The following is a 20,722-nucleotide window of genomic DNA, read 5'->3' as shown; positions in this document are numbered from 1 at the left end:
GGGGCAGTTGATGATCGAGCATCGCGAGCGCCCCGAGAGCCGCGACCACTCCGGGGGCCCCGGGAACCCCGAGGGCCGCGATGTCGTCGCCGAGCTGCGCACGGCCGCCGCCTCCCATGAGCCGGACCGGATCCGGATGCTGGCCCGGGTCACGGCCGGCATGACGGCCGGTGACCGGCGCCGCGCCCGGCGGACGAGCCCGCTCTGGGCCCGGGTGGTGAGCCCGGCCGCCGGGCTGGCCGCGGCGGTGGCCGCGACGGGGATCGCGGTGGTGGCCACGGACGGTACCGAACGGCCGCAGACGGTGCGCACCTCGAGCGAGCCCGCCGCGCCCCCGGCGGACGCGGGCGCCGGTACGGGCGCGGACAGCGCGACCGCGAGCGCGGACGCGGACCGGCGACGCGCCGGGAACGAGCCGGGCGCCGGGTCGCAGAGCGATGCTGAGCGGCACACGCCGAGCGCCTATCCCACCGCGGCCGGTCCAAACCACCTCGCCGAGCCGACCGTGCGGTCCAAGGGCGCCATCAACGCCCATTCCAATCCGTACTGGGCGCAGAGCGACATCACGCTCACCCTCGGCAGGCCGCTGACCTCGCTGACGGTGGAGCTGCGGGTGGCGGACACCGGGGGTGTGCGGTCCACCGGGTCCTGGCACTCCCTGCCGACCGGCGATGTGACCACCGCCACCCGTGTCGAGGACGGTGTGCTGGTCTACCGCTGGACGCTCCGGAAGGGGGCGACCGTGCCCGCGGGCCGGTATGTCTTCGCCGGGCAGTACAACCACGCCGAGGGCGACCGGGACACCGGCCGGGACGCGTACGCGGCCTCGGGGAACGGCGCATCCGGGGCCTTCGCGGTGCGGGGCGACTTCCCTCAGTTCACTGCGGGAGATTGAATTCATGGCAGCTTGGCCAGAAATTCTCCGCGTTTTTCCGCTACTGCTTCCACATTCGTCTGCCCGCTTTTGTGATTCCTAAACACAAAATTTTTCGCGAGCTTCTGCCATCAAAATTCAAGCGGGTCACCGACCAGTTACGCACATGTGACAGACTCCACACGCGATCCGCTATGCCCCAATAACTCCCCCACAAATCACCGTCTTTCGACGAGCGGCCGCGCACGCACGCGCCCCCGCGTGATAACACAATGCCCCTCCTCCGCGTAACCCCCCACCACGATGCATTTTCTGATTCTGCTGGGTAAATTGAATTTGCATGACCGCCGCACAAGCAGACCTAGTCCGTAGCGAATTGGATTTGCCGGAGGGCCTGTCTCTCGACACCCCGCGCGTCGAGGACGGAGCCGCGATCTGGCGAATCGCTCGCGACTCCAAAACCCTGGACCTCAACTCCTCCTACAGCTACCTCCTGTGGTGCCGCGACTTCGCCGCCACATCCGTGGTGGCGCGCGACGCCGACGGCGGACCGGTCGGCTTCATCACCGGTTACGTCCGGCCCGAGCGCCCCGAGACCCTGGTCGTCTGGCAGGTCGCCGTCGACCACGCCTGGCGTGGCCGCGGACTGGCCGCCACCCTGCTGGACGGGCTGGTCAAGCGGGTCGCCGCGACGGGCGTCCGTGGCATCGAGACGACGATCACCCCGGACAACACCGCCTCGAACCGGCTGTTCACCTCGTTCGCGGAGCGGCACGAAGCCCCGCTCGAGCGTGAGGTGCTCTTCCACGGCGGTCTGTTCCCCGACGGTGCGCACGAGCCCGAGGTGCTCTACCGCATCGGTCCGTTCGGCCCGCGCGCCGACCGGACCTGACCCCGACCTCGTTCCACCCCCGATCCCTCACCCCCTCCTCACCCCCCTCACACCCCTCTCCCAGGAGAACGCTGTGACCATCACCCCGCCCGCCCTGAGCGTCTTCGAGGCCCTGGAGTCGGAGGTGCGCAGCTACTGCCGCGGTTGGCCTGCTGTCTTCGACCGCGCGCAGGGCAGCCACATGTACGACGAGGACGGCCACACCTACCTCGACTTCTTCGCCGGCGCCGGGTCGCTCAACTACGGCCACAACAACCCGGTGCTGAAACGGGCGCTGATCGACTACATCGAGCGTGACGGCGTCACCCACGGCCTGGACATGTCCACCACGGCCAAGCGCGCGTTCCTCGAGTCGTTCCAGAACAACATCCTGCGCCCGCGCGACCTGCCCTACAAGGTCATGTTCCCGGGCCCGACCGGCACCAACGCCGTCGAGGCCGCGCTCAAACTGGCCCGTAAGGTCAAGGGCCGCGAGTCGATCGTCTCCTTCACCAACGCCTTCCACGGCATGTCGCTGGGCTCGCTGGCCGTGACCGGCAACGCCTTCAAGCGCGCCGGTGCGGGCATCCCGCTGGTCCACGGCACCCCGATGCCGTTCGACAACTACTTCGACGGCACGGTCCCGGACTTCCTGTGGTTCGAGCGGCTGCTGGAGGACCAGGGTTCCGGCCTCAACCAGCCCGCCGCCGTGATCGTCGAGACCGTGCAGGGCGAGGGCGGCATCAACGTGGCCCGGCCCGAGTGGCTGCGCGCCCTGGCCGAGCTGTGCGAGCGCCAGGACATGCTGCTGATCGTCGACGACATCCAGATGGGCTGCGGCCGTACCGGCGCCTTCTTCTCCTTCGAGGAGGCGGGCATCACCCCGGACATCGTGACCGTCTCCAAGTCCATCAGCGGCTACGGCATGCCGATGTCGCTCACCCTCTTCAAGCCCGAGCTGGACATCTGGGAGCCCGGCGAGCACAACGGCACGTTCCGCGGCAACAACCCCGCGTTCGTCACCGCCGCCGCCACCCTGGACACCTACTGGGCCGACGGCCAGATGGAGAAGCAGACCCTCGCCCGCGGCGAGCAGGTCGAGCAGGCCCTGCGCGCCATCTGCGAGGAGCAGCCCGGCGTCCACTTCCGCGGCCGTGGCCTGGTGTGGGGCATGGAGTTCGAGGACAAGCCGCGCGCCTCGGCCGTCTGCAAGCGCGCCTTCGAACTCGGCCTGCTGGTCGAGACCTCCGGCCCCGAGGGCGAGGTCGTCAAGCTGCTGCCCGCGCTGACGATCTCCCCCGAAGACCTGGACGAGGGGCTGCGGACCCTCGCCCGCGCGGTCCGCGAGACCGCATAACCCTCCCGCACCGCAGAGAAGAGAAAGGCAAGAACTCACCGTGATCGTCCGATCCTTCAAGGACATCGAGGACACCGAGAGGCACATCAAGTCCAAGTCCGGCACCTGGGAGAGCAAGCGCATCGTGCTCGCCCGGGAGGGCGTCGGCTTCTCGCTCCACGAGACCATCCTCTACGCGGGTACCGAGACCTCGATGTGGTACGCCAACCACATCGAGGCGGTGCTGTGCGTCGAGGGCGAGGCCGAGCTCACCAACGACGAGACCGGTGAGAAGCACTGGATCACGCCCGGCACCATGTACTTGCTGAACGGGCACGAGAAGCACACATTGCGCCCCAAGACCGACTTCCGGTGCGTTTGTGTCTTCAACCCGCCGATCACCGGACGGGAGGACCATGATGAGAACGGCGTATACCCGCTGATCACCGAGACCGAGGAGGCATGATCCGATGACCACGGTCACTGACCTGTACCCGACCCGTGGGGCCGTGGAGGTGGCGACACCTCGCGTGGACCCGGTGGTGTGGTCCGAGCCCGGGGCTCCGGGGCCGCTGCAACCGTCCGAGCTGAGCGATTTCGATCGCGACGGCTTCCTGGCGATCGACCAGCTGATCACTCCGGATGAGGTCGCGGTGTACCGCGCCGAACTGGACCGGCTGGTCACCGACCCGGACGTGCGCGCCGACGAACGCTCGATCATCGAGCCGAAGTCCAGGGACGTACGGTCGGTGTTCGAGGTGCATCGGATCAGCGAGGTCTTCGCGAACCTGGTACGCGACCCGCGGGTGGTGGGTCGCGCGCGGCAGATCCTGGGCTCGGACGTCTATGTCCACCAGAGCCGGATCAACGTCAAGCCGGGTTTCGGGGCCTCGGGCTTCTACTGGCACTCGGACTTCGAGACCTGGCATGCCGAGGACGGCCTGCCGAACATGCGGACGGTGTCGGTCTCGATCGCCCTGACCGAGAACTTCGACACCAACGGCGGCCTGATGATCATGCCGGGCTCGCACCGCACCTTCCTCGGCTGTGAAGGAGCCACGCCGAAGGACAACTACAAGCGGTCGCTGCAGATGCAGGACGCCGGCATCCCGTCGGACGGGGCCCTCACCGGCTTCGCCGACAAGCACGGCATCAAGCTGTTCACCGGCAAGGCCGGGTCGGCGACGTGGTTCGACTGCAACTGCATGCACGGGTCCGGCGACAACATCACGCCGTACTCCCGCAGCAATGTGTTCATCGTGTTCAACAGCGTGGAGAACACGGCGGTCGAGCCGTTCGCCGCGCCGGTCCCCCGGCCGGAGTTCATCGGCGCGAGGGACTTCACGCCCGTACGGTGATGACCGTCGTGCGATGACGTGACGTCCGTGATCTGAGGGAAGCCGGAGTGCCCCGGCTTCCCTCAGATTTTTTGTGCCGTGAGTCCCCCGTAGCGGCACCGGACCGGCTCAGCCGGACAGCTTCTCCAGCAGCCGGTCCACATCGGCCGCGGTGTTGTACAGGTGGAAGGAGGCGCGGAGGTTGCCGGCCCGCGCCGAGACATGCACCTCCGCCTCCGCCAGCCGGGACGCGGCGTCGCCCAGACCCGGTACGGAGACGATGGCCGAGCCCGGGGCGGCGACGGGCCGGTGGCCGAGCGCGATGACCCCGGCCCGGAAGCGGTCGGCGAGCGCGCGGTCATGCGCGGCGATGGCCTCGGTGCCCAGCTCCTCGATCAGCGCGAGGGAGTGCCGGGCCGCGACGTAGGCGTGCACGCTCGGGCTCTCGTCGAAGCGCCGCGCGGAGTGGGCGAGTTCCTCCACCGGGCCGTAGCAGCTGTCCCAGGGCCGCTCGCCCGCGACCCAGCCCGCGAAGACGGGGGTGAGTCCGCCGAGGTCCTCGGGCACGGTCAGGAAGGCGGCCCCGCGCGGGCACATCAGCCACTTGTAGGCCACGCAGACCGTGTAGTCGGCCTCGGCGGCGTTCACCGGGAACCAGCCGGCCGCCTGGCTGATGTCCACCAGCGTGCGGGCGCCGTGGGCCCGAGCCGCGTCCCGGATGGCGGCGAGGTCGGCGATCCGCCCGTCCGCCGACTGGACCGCGCTGACGGCCACCAGCGCCGTACCGGGCCGTATCGCCGCCGCGATCTCCTCCAGCGGCACGATGCGCAGCTTGAGGTCGCCGCGGACGGCGAAGGGGTTGACCAGGGAGCTGAAGTCGCCGTCGGCCACCAGGACTTCGGCCCCGGGCGGCAGCGAGGTCGCGATCATCCCCGCGTACACGGCGACCGAGCTGCCGGCCGCGACCCGCCGGGCCGGTACGCCGACGAGCCGGGCGTAGACGGCGCGAGCCGCCTCGACCGCCTCGAAGGCCACGTCGACGATGGGCTGTCCGGCGGCCGAGTCGTCGAGGACCGCCTTCACGGCGGCTACGGAGCGTGCGGGGATCAGACCGCTGGACGCGGTGGTGAGATACGTCGTGTGTGGCGCGAATTCGGCGCCCGCCAGGCTCTCCATGTCCATCCACTATGGGACGGGCGCACCCCGGCGTCCATCGCGTATCCGTGTCGGATGCCTTCAAGCGATCCTTATACATACCCGCTGACCAGCGGCGATTCTCACGGCTCCGGCGGCGCCCGGCTGAACGCCGACGCGAATCGGCCGCCGGACGCGCGGGTCAGGTCCGCGGGTCCGGCGGCCGAGCCGCCGTTCCGGAGGGTCAGCCGTGCTGCTCCCGGACGCCGTTGATCCGCCGCGGCAGCTCCAGCGGGTTCTCGTCGCGCAGCTCCGGCGGCAGCAGGGCGGCCGGGGTGTCCTGGTACGCGACCGGCCGCAGCCAGCGCTCGATGGCGGTGCCGCCGACCGAGGTGGAGGTGGAGGTGGTGGCCGGGTAGGGGCCGCCGTGGTGCTGGGCCGGGGCGACCGCGACACCGGTCGGCCAGCCGTTGACCAGGACCCGGCCGGCCAGCGGGGTGAGCTCGGCGATCAGCTCACCGGCCCGGCCCTCGGTGCCCTCGCCCTCGGCGGCGGAGAGGTGGACGGTGGCGGTGAGGTTGCCCGGGAGCCGCCCGAGCACCGCGCTGATCTCGTCGTCGCTCTCGTAGCGCGCCACGACGGTCACCGGGCCGAAGCACTCCTCCAGCAGCACATCGTGCGGGCCGCCCTCGGCGAGCCGCCGCGCCGGGACGGTCAGGAAGCCCGCGCTGACCGTGTGCTCACCGCCGGAGCCGGGGGTGACCGGGGCCTCCACGTCCGCCAGTTCGACGCGCTCCTTGATCCCGGCGACGAAGTTGTCCCGCATCCGGTGGTCGAGCAGGACCCCGGCGTCGGTGTTGCTGACCGCGTCGGTGAGGGACTTCAGCAGGCCGTCGCCCGCCGGGCCGGCCGGGGCCAGCACAAAGCCGGGCTTGGTGCAGAACTGGCCGACGCCCAGCGTCATGGAGCCCGCGAGCCCGGCGCCGATCTGGTCGCCGCGCTCGCCGGCCGCGGCCTCGGTGACCACGACCGGGTTGAGGCTGCCCAGTTCGCCGTGGAAGGGGATCGGCACCGGCCGGGCGGCCGCCGCGTCGTGCAGGGCGCGGCCGCCGCGGACCGAGCCGGTGAACCCGGCGGCGGCGATCAGCGGATGCCTGACCAGCTCGATGCCCGCCTCGAAACCGTGCACCACCGCGATCACATCGGCGGGCACTCCGACCCGCTCGGCGGCGCGGCGCAGCGCGGAGGCGGCCACCTCGGAGGTGGCGGGGTGGTCCGGGTGGGCCTTGACGATCACCGGGCAGCCCGCGGCGAGGGCGCTCGCGGTGTCCCCGCCGGGCACGGAGAAGGCGAGCGGGAAGTTGCTGGCGGCGTAGACGGCGACGACGCCGAGCGGCAGCTTGTAACGGCGCAGATCGGGCCAGGGCGGGGTCTGGGTGGCGTCGGCGTGGTCGATGCGGACGTCGAGGAAGGCGCCCTCGTCCACGATGGTCGCGAACGACCGCAGCTGGTAGGTGGTGCGGGCGAGTTCGCCGGTGAGCCGGGCGGGGCCGAGGGCGGTCTCCGCGTCGGCGGCCTCGACCAGCTGGTCACGGGCCTCGTCGAGCAGATCGGCGGCGGTGCGCAGCAGGGCGGCGCGCACCGCGCGGTCGGCCAGGGCGCCGCGGGCGGCGTGCGCCGCGCGCACCACGCGGTCGACCTCCTCCGCCGTGGCTTCGACCGCTACCTGCTCGCGCTGCTTTCCGGTTCGGGGGTCGACGCTCCACACTGGTGCTGACACCGCGGATTCCTCCTGCTGTGGTGTTACCGCTGCTTGCGTCTCACACATCGACGGTGTTCGATATGCTGAACGCTGTCCCGGGTGATGAATTTCCCCTCGGGACTCTATGGCTGGTCGAACAGAGGGGTCAAGGCGATGTCAGCTGCCGAGACAGGCGGGGCCCAGGTCAAATCGGCAGTCCGCACGGTCGAACTGCTGGAGTTCTTCGCCGGGCGGCCCGGGATGCACAGCCTCGCCGCGGTCCAGGAGGCCGTGGGCTACCCCAAGTCGAGCCTCTACATGCTGCTGCGCACCCTGGTGGAGCTCGGCTGGGTGGAGACGGACGCCACCGGCACCCGCTACGGGATCGGGGTGCGCGCCCTCCTCGTCGGCACCTCCTACATCGACGGCGACGAGGTCGTGGCCGCCGCCCGCCCCACCCTGGACCGGCTCTCGGACGACACCACCGAGACCATCCACCTCGCCCGGCTCGACGGCACCAATGTCGTCTATCTCGCCACCCGGCAGTCGCAGCACTATCTGCGCCCCTTCACCCGGGTCGGCCGCCGGCTGCCCGCCCACTCCACCTCGCTGGGCAAGGCGCTGCTGGCCACGTACTCCGACGAGCAGGTGCGCAAGCTGCTGCCGGAGACGCTGAGCCAGCTCACCGAGCACACCATCACCGACCGCGAGAAGCTGATCGAGGAGCTGCACCTCATCCGGGAGCAGGGGTACGCGGTGGACCGCGAGGAGAACACCCTGGGCCTGCGCTGCTTCGGCATCGCCATTCCGTACCGCACCCCCTCGCGCGACGCCATCAGCTGCTCGGTGCCGGTGGCCCGGCTCACCTCCACCCATGAGCAGATGATCAAGGACGCCCTGTTCGACGCCCGGGACCGGCTCACCCTCGCGACGCGCCGCCTCTGACCCACGGGAGGACGGTCCCCTCCGCCGCGCGGCGGAGGGGGATCGTCGGGCGGGGTGACGCGCCGCGCCCACCGCGCCGGGAGGCTGGTGGCCATGACCCAGACGCTCCCCGGCACGCGTTCCGCCCCCGCCCGCGCCCCCGGTGACTCCGCCGCGCGGATCCTGCGGGCCGTCGCGATCCTCGCCTGTCTCCCCTATATCGGCCTCAAGGTCGCCTGGGTGACCGGCAGTCATATCGGCATCCCCGAGGGCAGCGAGCTGCGCGACCCGAGCCGGCAGACGCTGATGGCCGTCGTCAACGGCCTTTCGGTGCTCATGGACGCCGCCGTGGTCGTCCTCGCCCTGCTGCTCACCCGCCCCTGGGGGCTGCGGGCACCGGCCTGGCTGACGGCCCTGCCCGCATGGGCGGCCTGCGGTCTGCTCGCGCCCATCATGGCCGGATTCCCGGCCCAGTTGGCCGCCAGGGCGCTGGGCTTCGACGGCGGGGACGGCGGCCGGTCGTCCGGATCGGGCGGGACCTTCCTGGCCGAGTGGGTCTTCGGGATGGTCTACGGCGGGTTCATCGTGCAGGGGCTGGCCCTGGGCGGCCTGTTCGCGATGTACGCGCGCCGCCGCTGGGGCCATCTGTGGCGCGGCCGGATCGCCGATCTGCCCGCCCCGGGGCCGGACCGTGCCCTGCGGCGCCCGGTCGCCGTCGTCATCGCCCTGCTCACCGCGGTGCCCGCCGCCGTCCATCTGCTGTGGGCCGCGGGCTCGGACACCGGGCTGAACCGGGAGCGGGCCCGGGACCGCGGCGGCGACTTCGCCGTCCTGGAGGGCGTGTACGTGCTCTTCGCGCTGCTCACCGTGGTCGGCGTGCTCATGGTCGCCTTCCGCGCCGGGCGCCCGGTGCCCCTGGCCGTGCCGCTGGGCCTGGCCTGGGTCGGCTCGGCGGCGCCGGCCTGCTGGGGCGGCTGGCTCCTGATGACCGGGCTGACCGCCCAGAGCGCCGCCAAGGAGCCGACCGCGCTGATGAATCTGACCTACGCTGTGCAGATGACCGTCGGATTGCTCGTCCTCACGGCCGGCGGGCGCTTCTTCCGCGAGCGCGGCCCCGCGGGGCGCGCGGCGGAACGCCCCGCCCGGTGACCGGGGCGTGGTGGCGGCGGGCGGTCCGTGCGGTGGTCGGCCGCCGGGCCCAGCTGCGCTGGGTCCATCTGGTACTCGGCGGCGCCCTGCTGATGCCGTACTACCTGCTGACCGCCGTGGTCTTCGCGATGCTGGTCCGGGGCGCCGATCCCTTCACCTCGCTGCGCTGGCAGCTGGGCACCTTCGCCTCGGCCCTGCCACTGGCCGCGCCGACCGCGCTGCTGCCGCTCGTACGCCCCCTGGAGGCCACCGCCGCGCGCTCGCTGTGCGGACTGCCGGAGTCCGCCGAGCTCGCGGCCGGACCCGCCGGGTCGTGGGACGCACGCGCCCGCACCTCGCTCTGGTACGGGCTGCACCTGGCCATCGGCGGGCTGGTCAGCGGGCTCTTCCTGGCCCTGCTGCCCGCATCGGCGCTGCTGGTCGCGCTGCCGTTCACCGACGATTCGTACGCCGACGGGCCGGGCCGGCCGGACGCGTTCGGCTCGGCCCCCACCGCGCTGGCGCCCCTGGCCGGGGTGGTGCTGCTGGCCCTGCTCATGGGCATCGCCGCGGCCGCCGGGGCGTTGCTGGCCCGCTGTGCGCCCGCGCTGCTCGGCCCGGCCCCCGCCGAGCGGCTCGCCGCCGCCGAGCGGCGGGCCGCCCGGCTGGCCTCCCGCAACCGGCTCGCCCGTGAACTGCACGACTCGGTCGGCCATGCGCTGAGCGCGGTGACCCTCCAGGCGAGCGCGGCCCGTAAGGTCCTCGACTCCGATCCGGACTTCGCCCGGGAGGCGCTGGCGGCCATCGAGGAGACCACCCGGGACGCGGTCGGCGAACTCGACAGCGTGCTGGGCCTGTTACGGGAAGGGGAGGACACCCCGGCCCCCGCCCCCTCCCCCACCCTGCTGGATCTGGACGGGCTGCTCGCCCGCACCCGGGCCGCGGGCGTCGCCGTCGAGCTGACGGCCCCTGGCACGCTGGACCGGCTGCCGCCCGTGGTCTCCCGCGAGGCGTACCGCATCGTCCAGGAGGGGCTCAGCAACGCGCTGCGCCACGCGGGCCGGGTGCCGGTGCGGCTCCGGATCGCCGAGGACCGGAAGAAGGTGGAGATCACGATGGAGAACCCGGTGGACGGAACCACCCGGGCCCGGACCGCCGGCGGCGGCCGTGGGCTGCGCGGCATCACGGAACGGGTCACCCTGCTGCGCGGCACCTGCGCCTGGGACACCGTGGACGGCGTCTGGCGGCTGACGGTCCGGCTCCCGGTGGAGGCGTCCCGGTGAGCGCCCCGCCGTCCCCCTTGCGCATCGTGCTCGTCGACGACGAGCGGATGGTGCGCACCGCGCTGCGCGCGATCCTCTCCAGCGAGCCGGACCTGGAGGTGGTGGGCGAGGCCGGAAGCGGCGCCGAGGCGGTGCCGGTGGTCCGTGAACTGCGCCCGGACGTGGTGCTGATGGACGTCCGGATGCCCGATGTGGACGGCATCCGCGCCACCGAGCGGATCCTGGGCACCCTGCCGGACCCGCCGCGCGTCATCGTGGTGACGACGTTCGAGAACGACAGCTATGTGTACGACGCGCTGCGCGCCGGGGCCAGCGGCTTCCTGCTCAAGCGGGCCCGCGCGGCGGAGCTGGTGCAGGCGGTGCGGGTGGTGGCGCGCAGCGATTCGCTGCTGTTCCCGGCCGCGGTGCGGGCGCTGGCCGCCGAGCACGCCGCCGCCCGCGGCCCGGACCGCGAGGCGACGGCGCGGGCGCTGCGCGAGCGGCTCTCCGAGCGGGAGGCCGTGGTGCTGCGGCTGATGACCGACGGGCTGTCCAACTCGGAGATCGCGGCCCGGATGGCGGTGGGCCCGGCCACCGTCAAGACGCATGTGGGGGCGGTGCTCACCAAGCTGGGCGTTCGGGACCGCACCCAGGCGGTGATCGCCGCGTACGAAAGCGGTTTCGTCACACCGGGCTGACATCCGGCGGCCGGGGTGGTCTGCTGTGACGGGTCGGCCGAACGGGCGGACGAGCAGGAGGAGCAGACGCATGGAGTACGTACGGCTGGGCGCGTCGGGCGTCAAGGTGTCGCGGATCTGCCTGGGCATGATGAGCTACGGCAATCCCGAGCACCGGCCCTGGCAGCTGGACATCGACGACGCGCGCCCGATCGTGCGGCGCGCGGCCGAGGAGGGGGTGACCTTCTTCGACACCGCCGACATGTACTCGGTGGGCCGCAGCGAGGAGATCACCGGTGAGCTGCTGCGGGAGCTCTTCCCCAGCCGCGACGACTACGTCCTGGCCACGAAGGTCTACAACCCGATGGGCGAGGGCCCCAACGACCGCGGCCTCTCCCGCAAGCACATCTTGGCGGGCATCGACGCCTCGCTGCGGCGGCTGGGCACCGACCATGTGGATCTCTACCAGATCCACCGCTTCGACCACGAGACACCGCTCGAGGAGACGATGGAGGCGCTGCACGACGTGGTGCGGGCCGGGAAGACCCGGTACATCGGCGCGTCCTCCATGTACGCCTGGCAGTTCGCCAAGGCGCAGCACATCGCCGAGGCGCACGGCTGGACCCGGTTCGTCTCGATGCAGAACCACTACAACCTGCTCTACCGCGAGGAGGAGCGGGAGATGAACCCGCTCTGCCTGGACCAGGGCGTGGGCGTCATCCCCTGGAGCCCGCTGGCGCGCGGGCTGCTGGCGGGCACCCGCGACCGGGACCGCACCGGGCAGACGGTCCGGGCGGGCAACGATCCGCTGGTGGAGAGGTGGTACGCGGACGCGGACTTCTCCATCGTGGACGCCACCCGCGCGATCGCCGAGGAGCGCGGGGTGTCCCCGGCCCAGGTCGCGCTGGCGTGGCTGCTCAGCAGGCAGGCGGTCACCGCGCCGATCGTCGGCGCCACCAGGACCCGCCATCTGGAGGACGCGGTCGCGGCGGTCGGGCTGACGCTCGACGAGAAGGAGGTGGCCCGCCTGGAGGCCCCGTACCGCCCGCGCCCCATCATGGGCCACAGCTGACGGGGCGGGGCGGCTGTCGGCGCTGAGTCGGCTCAGGTGAGCAGTTGCTCGAGGGGTGGCAGGGACGCGTGACTCACGCCCCGCAGTCCACGTGTCCTCACCTCTGTGGGCGAGGACAAGGGAAGCGCTCCGGTCGGCGTGCGCAACGATGCCGCACGACCGGCATGCGAATCCGGCTTGGAGGGGTTTCAGTTCATCGGCGAACCGATCTCGGTGCGGTCCATGACCACGAGGAAGCCGGTGAGCGGCAGCGAGCCGTTCGGCCGCCGGGGGCCGAAGGTCGTGGTGGCGTCGGTGGTGACCAGCGGCGGGGTGGCCCGGCCGCCCGGCGCCCAGTTGTTGTCCCGCGAGACGGCGAGGAGGCCGGTGTCGGCGCTGCCACGGCCGTTGGAGAGCGCGAGGTTGCGGATCAGCTGGGCGCGGGAGCCGGCGACGGCGTAGCCCTTGTCCCAGTTGTCGAAGGCGGTGGTGCGCTGGAGCCGGAGGGCTCCGGTGTTGCCGCCCGCGTCGAAGCCGCTCTTGGTGTTGGCCCAAGCGGCGGAGGACCGTACGACATGGGCGGGCGAGGGGGCGGTCCGGCGGTCGGCGCCGAGCTGGAAGCCGCTGCCGTCGCCCTTGAAGTAGGGGATGTGCCAGCGGTTCCGGCCGTTTCCGAAGGCCCAGGAGTGCTCGATGGTGACGGGGCTGGCCCACATCCACAGGTCAAGGCCGTCGTCGCTGTTGTGGAACAGCCGGGATCCGGTGACCACATTGCCGGTGCCGGAGCCATGGGTGATGGCTATGCCGTCGGCCCGCTGGCCGCCGGTGGCGTCGTCGTGGTTGGCGTAGGAGTCGAGGTTCCGGATGACGTTGCCGTTGGTGTCGTCGCCGCGGAGGGTGAGCCCGGTGTCGCCGTTGCCGTGGGTGCTGAGGTTCTGGAAGACGTTGCGCGTGCAGGAGGTGCAGACCAGGCCGCCGCCCGGGGCGTTGCGCAGTTCGATCCCGGAGACCGTCCAGTAGTCGGCGGCGAGGGAGACCAGGGAGGAGCCGTCGCCCAGCCGGGAGCCGTCGAGCCGGACCTTCTCCGCCCGGTACGACCGCAGTTGGACGCGCTCGCGGGGGGTGCCGCTGGTGGAGCTGCGCAGGGTCCTGGAGGGGTAGTACGTGCCGCCGCGGACCTCGATGGTGGTGCCGGCCTTGGCGATGGAGAACGCCTTCTCCAGGCTTCGGTAGGGGGACTTGAGGGTTCCGGTGTTGCCGTCGCTGCCATTGGTCGCCACATACAGGGTGGTGGGCACGGCGCTCGCGCCCTCCGGCGAAGCCGTCAGATACACCCCGGCCACGGCCGACGCCACGATCACGGCGCTGCCCAACGGCAGCGTGCGATCCTTGCGTCGACGGTGACGGCCCCGTTTGCGTCTCAGTCTCATGGCAACTCCTGTTCCGCGTCGAGAGAACGGGCCGGAGGATCCAGGCCGGCCCGCTCCATGTCGTAGTTGCCGCCAGTCCAGATTAGGTTGCCGGGCTCCCGAGGATTCTTAGATTACGAAATCCCGATCGCATTGCGATAGCTTGCGACAACTCTTGATCATTTTGTGGCCGAGGATGTTCGAACACGGCGGAGTTAGTGTCGGTCTGTTGCCTCACGGGCGATAGACCTTGCCCGGTTCCGGGACGGCCGGGGCCATCAGCTGGGAGACCGTCACCACCGTGTAGCCCTCCTTCTTCAGCTTCGCCAGTATCCCCGGCACGGCCGGCACCGTGCCCTTGTAGATGTCGTGCAGCAGGATGATCCCGTCGCGCTTCGTCTGGTCCAGCACCCGCTTCTCGATCAGCGCGGAGTCATTCGTCTGGTAGTCCTTCGCCGTCACGCTCCACAGCACCTGCGCCACGCCCAGCTCACGGCAGATCTTGGAGACCCGCTCGTCCGTACGCCCCTGCGGCGGGCGCATCAGCAGCGGCGTACGGCCGGTGAGCTTCTTGACGGCGGTCTGGACGCGGGTGATCTCCGTGCGGACCTCGTCGGAGTCGGTCTTGGTCAGGATCTTGTGCGACCAGGTGTGATTGGCCAGTTCATGCCCCTCGTCCGCGATGCGGCGCACCAGGTCCGGGTGGCGTTCGATGTGCCTCTTGCCGAGCATGAAGAAGGTCGCGTGGGCCTTCTCGCGCTTGAGGATCTTCAGCAACCGGGGCGTGTTGTCGCTGGGGCCCGCGTCGAAGGTGAGGGCGACGCACTTGGCGACGGCGCAGTCGACGGAGCCGTTCGTACCGTCCTTACCGTTCGCACCGTCCTTGCCGTTCGCACCGCCCTTGCCGTTCGCACCGTTCTCGTCGTTCGCCCCGTCACCCTTCTTGAGCACATCCGGCTTGGAGGCGGCCGGTGTCGAGTGCTCGGCGTCCGACGCCGCGTGCTCCCGGGCGCTGCGCGGCGAGGTGGTGTCGTACGACGCGCCGCAGCCGCTGAGGCCCAGCGTCAGGCAGACGGCACCGACGAGACTGACGCCCAGCCCGGATATTCGACCTTTTCGCCCCATGGATGTCCCCCAAGTCCCCTTGTTGCCAATAGTGGTCGCCATGCCGCCAACGTCCACCCAAATACGTAAAGTTGGCGGCACAAGCTGCGTGCACTATACACCCCAGGTATACACGGAGTTCATAGAAGGCTCGCGGGGCTCGAGGGCTCGGCCGGCTCCGGCGGCTAGCTCCGGTGCTTCTTCCAGTCCGCCTGCGCCGCGTTGAGCTCCTTCGCGACCTTGTCGCAGAACGCCTTGGCGGTCATCTTGCCGAGCAGCACCTTCTGGAAGCTGGGCTCGTTGTCGGCCTTGCTGATGTTGTTCCAGTCCGGGAGGTAGTACGGCAGTTGGACGACCTTGGTCCGCGGATCGTTGAGCGACTCCAGCGCGGCCTTGGTCGGCGGGGCCTCGGTGATCCAGTCGTCGTCCGCGGCGCCGACGTTGGCGGGGATGGCGCCGACGTCCTCGTTCCAGAGGCTGTTCATCTCCGGGGAGGCCGCGAACTCGATGAACCTCCAGGCCGCCGCCTTGTTCTTGCTCGCCTTGAACAGCCCCAGGCCGTCGACCGGGTTGGAGACGATGGTGCGCGCCGCGCCCTGCCGGGACGGCGGCAGCGGTATGCCCGCGATCTTGTCCTTGCCGAGCAGCCGTACGTGGTCCACATAGCTGCCGAGGTTGTGCTGGAGCATGCCGATGTCGCCCTGGTCGAACTGGGCGACCATCTTGGCGAAGTCGTTGTTGAGGTCCGCGGCGGGGGTGACCTTCTTGAAGAGGGCGATGTACTTCTCGAGCGCCGCGACGTTCTTCGGGTCGTTGAGGGTGGTCTTGTCGCCGTCCCCGCCGTCCTCGCCGTTCCAGAAGGACGAGATGCCGGACTGGGCGTACATCATGTCCAGCGCCTGGGCGATCGAGCCCGCGCCGCCGCGCAGGGTGAAGCCGAACTTGTTCCGGCCCCTGTCGGTCAGCTCCTCGGCGGCCTTGTAGAAGTTGTCCCAGCTGTCGGGCGCGGGCAGCTTCGCCGCCTTGAAGAGGTCGGTGCGGTACCAGAGGGTGCCCTGGTTGGCGGAGGTCGGGACGGAGAACAGCTCCTTGTCGTCCCCTCCGGCCGCGCGGACGCTCTCGACCATGTTCTTGATCAGCTTGCCCTTGAGGGCGCTGTCGCCGATGCGGTCGGTCACGGGGTCGAGGGCGCCCTGGGCGACCAGATTGGCCAGATACGCGGTGCCCACACCGCCTACGTCGGGCAGGCTGTCGCCACCGCTCTGGATGGCGGTGTCGTACTTCGACTGCACGTTGGCGATCGGGATCGGGACGTACTTGACCGTGATGTCGGGGTTCTTGTCCTCGAACTTGGCGATGATCTGCTTCCAGATCTTGGTGCGGGGGCCGCCGTTGTTGTCCCAGAAGGTGATGGTGCCCTTGCCGGAGCCCTCCTCGCCGGTGGTCGAGCCGTCGTCGCCGCAAGCGGTGGCGGTCAGGGCGAGGGTGAGGGCTGTGGCCAGGGCGGCTGCGGTTCTGCGGGTGCGTGGGTTCATGGGTAGCTGTCCATCTCTTTTGTGGGTTTCCTTGCGGTTGCCGGTCGCTTGGGTCGCGCCGTCTTGGCTGAGGCCCGTGGCCGTGTGCGGGTCGGTTGTGCCCACCCGTCCCGCCAGGGGGCACCTCCCGGCGGTAGCCGGGGGAGGGACGGGTGGGCACAACCTGTGTTCATACGGCCGCGCCCTTGTCGGAGAGCTGGCTCGCTATGCGGGCTGCCTCCGGGCGGGGGAGGCGCGTATCGGCTATCGCGGTGACTATGCGGCGGGTGACCGTGTCGGCTGGGGCTATGGGCAGGGGGCACTGCCAGGTGAGGGCCGAGCCGACGCCCGGGTGGTCACCGGTGCGTACCCACCACGGGTCGGCCCGGGTGGCGCCGGTCGCGCCGACGAAGACCAGCGTCCAGTCGTCGGTGGCCAGCGCCAGCCAGTCCGCGGGCCGTCCGTGCACCGCCGCCTCGCCCTCGCCGTCGGCGCTGAAGACCTGCGCGGGCTCGGGGCGCCGGGGGACGCGCCAGAAGAAGCCGCCCGCGTGCCCCGCCCCGCCGAGGGCGATCTCCTCGCCCGTCACATTGGTCAGGGCCGAGGTGAAGTCCAGCGCCCAGCACTCCGTTCCGAGGGTCCGTACGGCCACCGTGCGCCGCTCCAGCAGCAGTTGCCGCCCACCGGCCGTCCACGACAGCTCTTCCACGAACCCGTCGGGGTCGCGCAGCAGCCAGCTGAGATGGCGCTGGCCGCCCCGGTGGTCCGGTCGGCCCGGACCACCCCGGAAGTTCCATCCGGCCACCTCCGGGATGGCCATGGACACCCCCAGGTGGGCCGGATCCTCGGCGGGCCGCAGCCCGGTGACGGTGACACCGCCGAGGGTGCGCACGGGGTGCAGATACGGGCGCGGCGCGACCGTGCCCGGCAGTTCGGGGCGGTGCACATACGTCCCGACGACCCGGTGCTCATGGCGCAGCAGGGTGCACGGGGGACGGCGGGTGAGGGAGGGGGTGAGCGGGGTGGAGGGAGTGAGCGGGTTCGACGGGGTCAGGGGTGTCATGGGTGCGGGACCTCCGTGGGGGGAGCGGCCCAGGGGGCGCGCAGTTCGGAGTACAGGGCGAGGCGCTCGGCGCCGGCGGTGACCAGTCGGTCGATGCCGGTCACCACGCGCCGCTGGACCGCTCGCGGGGTGACGCCCGCACCGGGCTCGGTGCGCCAGGCGTCGGCGGGCAGCGGGACCGGTGCGGGGGCGGTGCGGACCGCCTCGACGACGCGCATGAACGCGCCGGTGCGGTCCGGGGGAACGAGCAGTTCGGTGCCGTCGCGCAGATGCGCGACGAGGTTGTCCAGCAGATCGGTGCGCCCGTGGCCGGTGGTCTCGGGCGGCGCTCCGTCGCGTTCGACACGGACCCGGTCCAGCTTGTACCAGAAGGTGATCCGGCCCCGGTCGCCGTGGACGACCACATACGGTTCGCCGGGCTCCTCCGCGCACAGGGTGACGGCGGCGGCCACGGTGGTGCCGCGGGTGGTGCGGAGCCGTACGCAGGAGGTGTCGTCGGCCTCGATGGCGTTGGCCCGGTACAGCTCCAGCTCGATACCGGCCACGTCCTCGGCCCGCTCGGCGTCGGCGAGGTGCAGGGCGGTGGCGATGGCGTGGGCGAGGGGGTTGGTCAGGACGCCGTCCACGACGTCGCGGCCGTCGAGCGTGCGGTGTCCGGCCCAGGGGGCGCGGGTGTAGTAGTCCTCGTCGCGGGCCCATGCCCCGGCCGCGCCGATGCCGCGGATCGCCCCTATGCGGCCGTCCGCGACGAGCTTCCGGATGGCGGGCAGGGCGTGGGAGCCGTGCGACTGGAAGCCGATCTGGCAGGCGGTTCCGTATCCGCGCAGCCCTTCGCTCAACCGGGTGAATTCGGCGTACGAGGGGGTGGGCGGCTTCTCCAGCAGAAGGTGCGCACCGCGTTCGGCGGCGGCGAGGGCGAGGTCGGCGTGGGTGTGGATCGGGGTGCAGACGACGGCGATCCGGGCGCCGGTGCGGGTCACGAGCCCGGCGAGGTCGGCGGACTGCTCGGGCTCGCCGAGCCCGTCGCCCAGTTCCTCCCGGGTGAGCGGCGCGAGTTCGCACACCCCGGCGAGGCGGACCTTTCCCTCGGCGGTCAGCCGCCGGATGTTGTCCAGATGGCGGCGCCCGTGCCCGCGGGCGCCCGCGAGGACGAGAGGTATCACCGGAATCCCCCTCTCTGGGGGCGCACCATGCGCATCTTCGGACCTCCTTGTCCGTGAGAGATGTGCTCCGTCCAGCCGCCGCCGGGATGAGCGTCGGCGCGGCTTTCCCCTCCCCGCCCCTTCCCGCTGCCGGGGACTCCGCCCCTGGACCCCTGGGTCTGGAGCGGAGCCCCGCCTTCCTGCCCCTCCAGGGGGCACCTCCCGGCGGTAGCTGGGGGAGTTTGAGGAGCGGGGTCTGGGACGGAGCCCCAGTTGAGGGAAGGGGCGGGGAGGGGAGCGGCCCGCCGCAGGCGTACGCGTGCCACCGGACGCCCCTAACCCTTGACCGCCCCCGCGCTGAAGCCGGTGATCAGCCACTTCTGGATGAAGGCGAAAACGATGACGACGGGCACCGCGGCGATCACCCCGCCCGCCGCGAGCGCGCCCAGGTCGACGCTGTCCGCCCCGATGAGGGTGTTGAGGCCGACCGGGATCGTCTGCTTGTCCTGGGAGCTGAGGAACATCAGCGCGAACAGGAAGTGGTTCCAGCTGTGTACGAAGGCGAAGGAGCCGACCGCGATCAGCCCGGGGCGCAGCAGCGGCAGCACCACCGCGCAGAAGGCCCGGAAGCGGCCGCAGCCGTCGACCCACGCCTGCTCCTCGAGCGACACCGGCACGTTCTTGATGAAGCCGCTGATGAGGATGATCGACAGGGGCAGTTGGAAGACCGTCTCCGCGATGACCACGCTCCCCAGCGAGTTGATCATCTGCAGGTTCTTGAAGATCTCGAAGAGCGGTACCAGCATCAGCGCGCCGGGGATGAACTGCGAGGCCAGCAGCGCCAGCATGAAGCCCTTTTTGATCCGGAACTCGAAGCGGGCGAGGGCGTAGCCCCCGGCCAGCGCGACCGCCGTCGTCATCACCAGCGAGGCGACGCCGACGATCATGCTGTTCTGGAAGAAGATCCCGAAGCTGCGCTCGTTCCAGACCTTCTGGAAGTGCTCACCGGTGACCGGCCAGGGCACCAGCGCGTTCGAGCCCGCGGGGCGCAGCGCGAACAGCAGCATCCAGTAGAAGGGGACGAGGGTGAACAGCAGATACAGGCCCAGCGGCAGATAGATCTGCCAGCGCGGCACACCCTGGTCGGACCCGCGCCGGCGCCTGCCGCGGGCGGTGGGCGGCGGGGTGGCCGCGGCGGGCAGGGTGCCCTGCTCGGCGAGTGCGGTGGTCACTTGGCCTCGCCTCCGAACTTGCTCAGGCGCAGATAGAGGATCGAGCAGAAGAGGAGGATCACGAAGGCGACGGTGGTCAGTGCGGAGGCGTAGCCGAAGTCATGGCCGTTGATCCCGGTGTTGGCGACGTACAGCGGGAGGGTGGTGGTCTGCCCGGCCGGTCCGCCGCCGGTGAGGGTGTAGAGCAGATCGACGTTGTTGAACTCCCAGACGCCGCGCAGCAGCGTGGAGAGGACGATCGCGTCCTTCAGGTGCGGCAGGGTGATGTGGAGGAACCGCCGCGCCCGGCCGGCGCCGTCGACCGAGGCCGCCTCGTAGAGGTCCCTGGGGATGGACTGGAGGTCGGCGAGGAGGAGGATCGCGAAGAACGGGACGCCGCGCCAGAGTTCGGCGACGACGGCGGCCCAGAAGACGGTCCCGGTGTCGGAGAGCACCGAGGTGCCGTAGGTGCCGATCCCCGCGTCCGCGAGATAGCGGCTGATGCCGGTCGAGGGGTTGTAGAGCAGCATCCAGATGGTGGTGGTCAGCACCCCGGACACGGCCCAGGGCGAGAAGACCAGGGCGCGGGCGAGCCCGCGGCCGAGGAAGGTCTGGTTCACCAGCAGGGCGAGCGCGAGGCCGAGCAGGAGCTGCAGCAGTACCTCGGTGACGACCCATTTGCCGCTGAAGACGAGGGTGTCCCAGAACTGCGGGTCGTCGGTGAAGATCCGGGTGAAGTTGTCCAGGCCCGCGTAGCCGTTCCGCCAGGGCTTGGTGACGTTGTAGTTCCGCAGGCTGTAGTAGAGGACGCTGAGCATCGGATAGGCGATGAAGCCCAGCATCAGCAGCCCGGCGGGGGCGATCAGCAGATACGGGAGGCGGCGGGCCGGTCCTCCCGTACGGCGCCGGGTGACCCGGGGTGGTTTCGCCACGGCGTGGGCCAT

19 protein-coding genes are annotated in these 20,722 nt (G+C 71.0%); 10 read left to right on the top strand and 9 right to left on the bottom strand.

The window, feature by feature from the left end:
- Window positions 1-10: 10 nt before the first annotated feature.
- The 5 genes from NP777_RS12390 (at window position 11) to thpD (ending at window position 4,439) form a co-directional block, all read left to right on the top strand.
- Window positions 11-895: a hypothetical protein gene (locus NP777_RS12390; protein WP_256650168.1), complete on the top strand. Its 885-nt coding sequence runs from the start codon at window positions 11-13 to the stop codon at window positions 893-895.
- 319 nt (window positions 896-1,214) lie between these two features.
- A complete protein-coding gene (gene ectA / locus NP777_RS12385; protein WP_256650167.1) occupies window positions 1,215-1,766 on the top strand; it encodes a diaminobutyrate acetyltransferase in 552 nt (183 codons plus the stop codon).
- Between the two features lie 73 nt (window positions 1,767-1,839).
- Window positions 1,840-3,102, top strand: a complete 1,263-nt coding sequence (gene ectB, locus NP777_RS12380; RefSeq protein ID WP_256650166.1) for a diaminobutyrate--2-oxoglutarate transaminase — start codon at window positions 1,840-1,842, stop codon at window positions 3,100-3,102.
- Between the two features lie 40 nt (window positions 3,103-3,142).
- Window positions 3,143-3,547 (top strand): ectoine synthase, encoded by a 405-nt coding sequence (locus tag NP777_RS12375; protein ID WP_198279560.1) that lies wholly within the window; start codon window positions 3,143-3,145, stop codon window positions 3,545-3,547.
- A 4-nt stretch (window positions 3,548-3,551) separates the two neighbouring features.
- A complete protein-coding gene (gene thpD, locus NP777_RS12370) occupies window positions 3,552-4,439 on the top strand; it encodes an ectoine hydroxylase (RefSeq protein ID WP_256650165.1) in 888 nt (295 codons plus the stop codon).
- 108 nt (window positions 4,440-4,547) lie between these two features.
- On the opposite strand, the gene NP777_RS12365 is transcribed toward thpD, so the two are convergent.
- Both NP777_RS12365 and NP777_RS12360 read right to left on the bottom strand, forming a co-directional pair.
- Window positions 4,548-5,594, bottom strand: a complete 1,047-nt coding sequence (locus tag NP777_RS12365) for an aminotransferase class V-fold PLP-dependent enzyme (RefSeq protein ID WP_256650164.1) — start codon at window positions 5,592-5,594, stop codon at window positions 4,548-4,550.
- Between the two features lie 202 nt (window positions 5,595-5,796).
- Window positions 5,797-7,380: an aldehyde dehydrogenase (NADP(+)) gene (locus NP777_RS12360; RefSeq protein WP_256650163.1), complete on the bottom strand. Its 1,584-nt coding sequence runs from the start codon at window positions 7,378-7,380 to the stop codon at window positions 5,797-5,799.
- Between the two features lie 87 nt (window positions 7,381-7,467).
- Here NP777_RS12360 and NP777_RS12355 point away from each other — a divergent pair, with 87 nt between their 5' ends.
- The 5 genes from NP777_RS12355 to NP777_RS12335 all read left to right on the top strand — a co-directional run bounded on the left by NP777_RS12355 (window position 7,468) and on the right by NP777_RS12335 (window position 12,356).
- Window positions 7,468-8,238 carry an IclR family transcriptional regulator gene (locus NP777_RS12355; RefSeq protein WP_256650162.1) on the top strand — a complete coding sequence of 257 codons (771 nt, stop codon included), beginning with the start codon at window positions 7,468-7,470 and terminating at the stop codon, window positions 8,236-8,238.
- Window positions 8,239-8,331: 93 nt separating this feature from the next.
- Window positions 8,332-9,366 (top strand): hypothetical protein, encoded by a 1,035-nt coding sequence (locus tag NP777_RS12350; protein WP_256650161.1) that lies wholly within the window; start codon window positions 8,332-8,334, stop codon window positions 9,364-9,366.
- Entirely contained in the window at window positions 9,363-10,628 is a 1,266-nt protein-coding gene (locus NP777_RS12345; protein WP_256650160.1) for a sensor histidine kinase, read from the top strand. Before NP777_RS12350 ends, NP777_RS12345 begins: the two co-directional genes overlap by 4 nt.
- Window positions 10,625-11,305, top strand: a complete 681-nt coding sequence (locus NP777_RS12340; protein ID WP_308405099.1) for a response regulator transcription factor — start codon at window positions 10,625-10,627, stop codon at window positions 11,303-11,305. The genes NP777_RS12345 and NP777_RS12340 overlap by 4 nt, the downstream gene beginning before the upstream one ends.
- Window positions 11,306-11,375: 70 nt before the next feature.
- The gene (locus tag NP777_RS12335) at window positions 11,376-12,356 is read left to right on the top strand and encodes an aldo/keto reductase (RefSeq protein WP_256650159.1); all 981 of its coding nucleotides are present in this window, start codon (window positions 11,376-11,378) and stop codon (window positions 12,354-12,356) included.
- A 188-nt stretch (window positions 12,357-12,544) separates the two neighbouring features.
- Here NP777_RS12335 and NP777_RS12330 read toward each other — a convergent pair whose 3' ends face one another.
- From NP777_RS12330 to NP777_RS12300, 7 genes are all read right to left on the bottom strand, one after another.
- Window positions 12,545-13,765, bottom strand: coding sequence for a right-handed parallel beta-helix repeat-containing protein (locus tag NP777_RS12330; protein WP_256650158.1), 1,221 nt, complete (start codon window positions 13,763-13,765; stop codon window positions 12,545-12,547).
- A gap of 213 nt (window positions 13,766-13,978) precedes the next feature.
- Window positions 13,979-14,869, bottom strand: a complete 891-nt coding sequence (locus NP777_RS12325) for a polysaccharide deacetylase family protein (RefSeq protein WP_256650157.1) — start codon at window positions 14,867-14,869, stop codon at window positions 13,979-13,981.
- 164 nt (window positions 14,870-15,033) lie between these two features.
- The gene (locus tag NP777_RS12320; RefSeq protein ID WP_256650156.1) at window positions 15,034-16,383 is read right to left on the bottom strand and encodes an ABC transporter substrate-binding protein; all 1,350 of its coding nucleotides are present in this window, start codon (window positions 16,381-16,383) and stop codon (window positions 15,034-15,036) included.
- Between the two features lie 169 nt (window positions 16,384-16,552).
- Complete coding sequence (locus NP777_RS12315) at window positions 16,553-17,425, bottom strand: DUF6807 domain-containing protein (protein WP_256650155.1); 873 nt, start codon at window positions 17,423-17,425, stop codon at window positions 16,553-16,555.
- On the bottom strand, window positions 17,422-18,588 hold the full coding sequence (locus NP777_RS12310; RefSeq protein WP_391858486.1) for a Gfo/Idh/MocA family protein: 1,167 nt from the start codon (window positions 18,586-18,588) through the stop codon (window positions 17,422-17,424). Before NP777_RS12310 ends, NP777_RS12315 begins: the two co-directional genes overlap by 4 nt.
- A gap of 314 nt (window positions 18,589-18,902) precedes the next feature.
- Window positions 18,903-19,799, bottom strand: a complete 897-nt coding sequence (locus NP777_RS12305; RefSeq protein WP_256650154.1) for a carbohydrate ABC transporter permease — start codon at window positions 19,797-19,799, stop codon at window positions 18,903-18,905.
- Window positions 19,796-20,722: a carbohydrate ABC transporter permease gene (locus NP777_RS12300; protein ID WP_256650153.1), complete on the bottom strand. Its 927-nt coding sequence runs from the start codon at window positions 20,720-20,722 to the stop codon at window positions 19,796-19,798. Before NP777_RS12300 ends, NP777_RS12305 begins: the two co-directional genes overlap by 4 nt.

Source organism: Streptomyces rugosispiralis (assembly GCF_024505145.1).
Lineage (GTDB): Bacteria > Actinomycetota > Actinomycetes > Streptomycetales > Streptomycetaceae > Streptomyces > Streptomyces rugosispiralis.
This window is presented reverse-complemented; position numbering and strand designations above follow the sequence as displayed.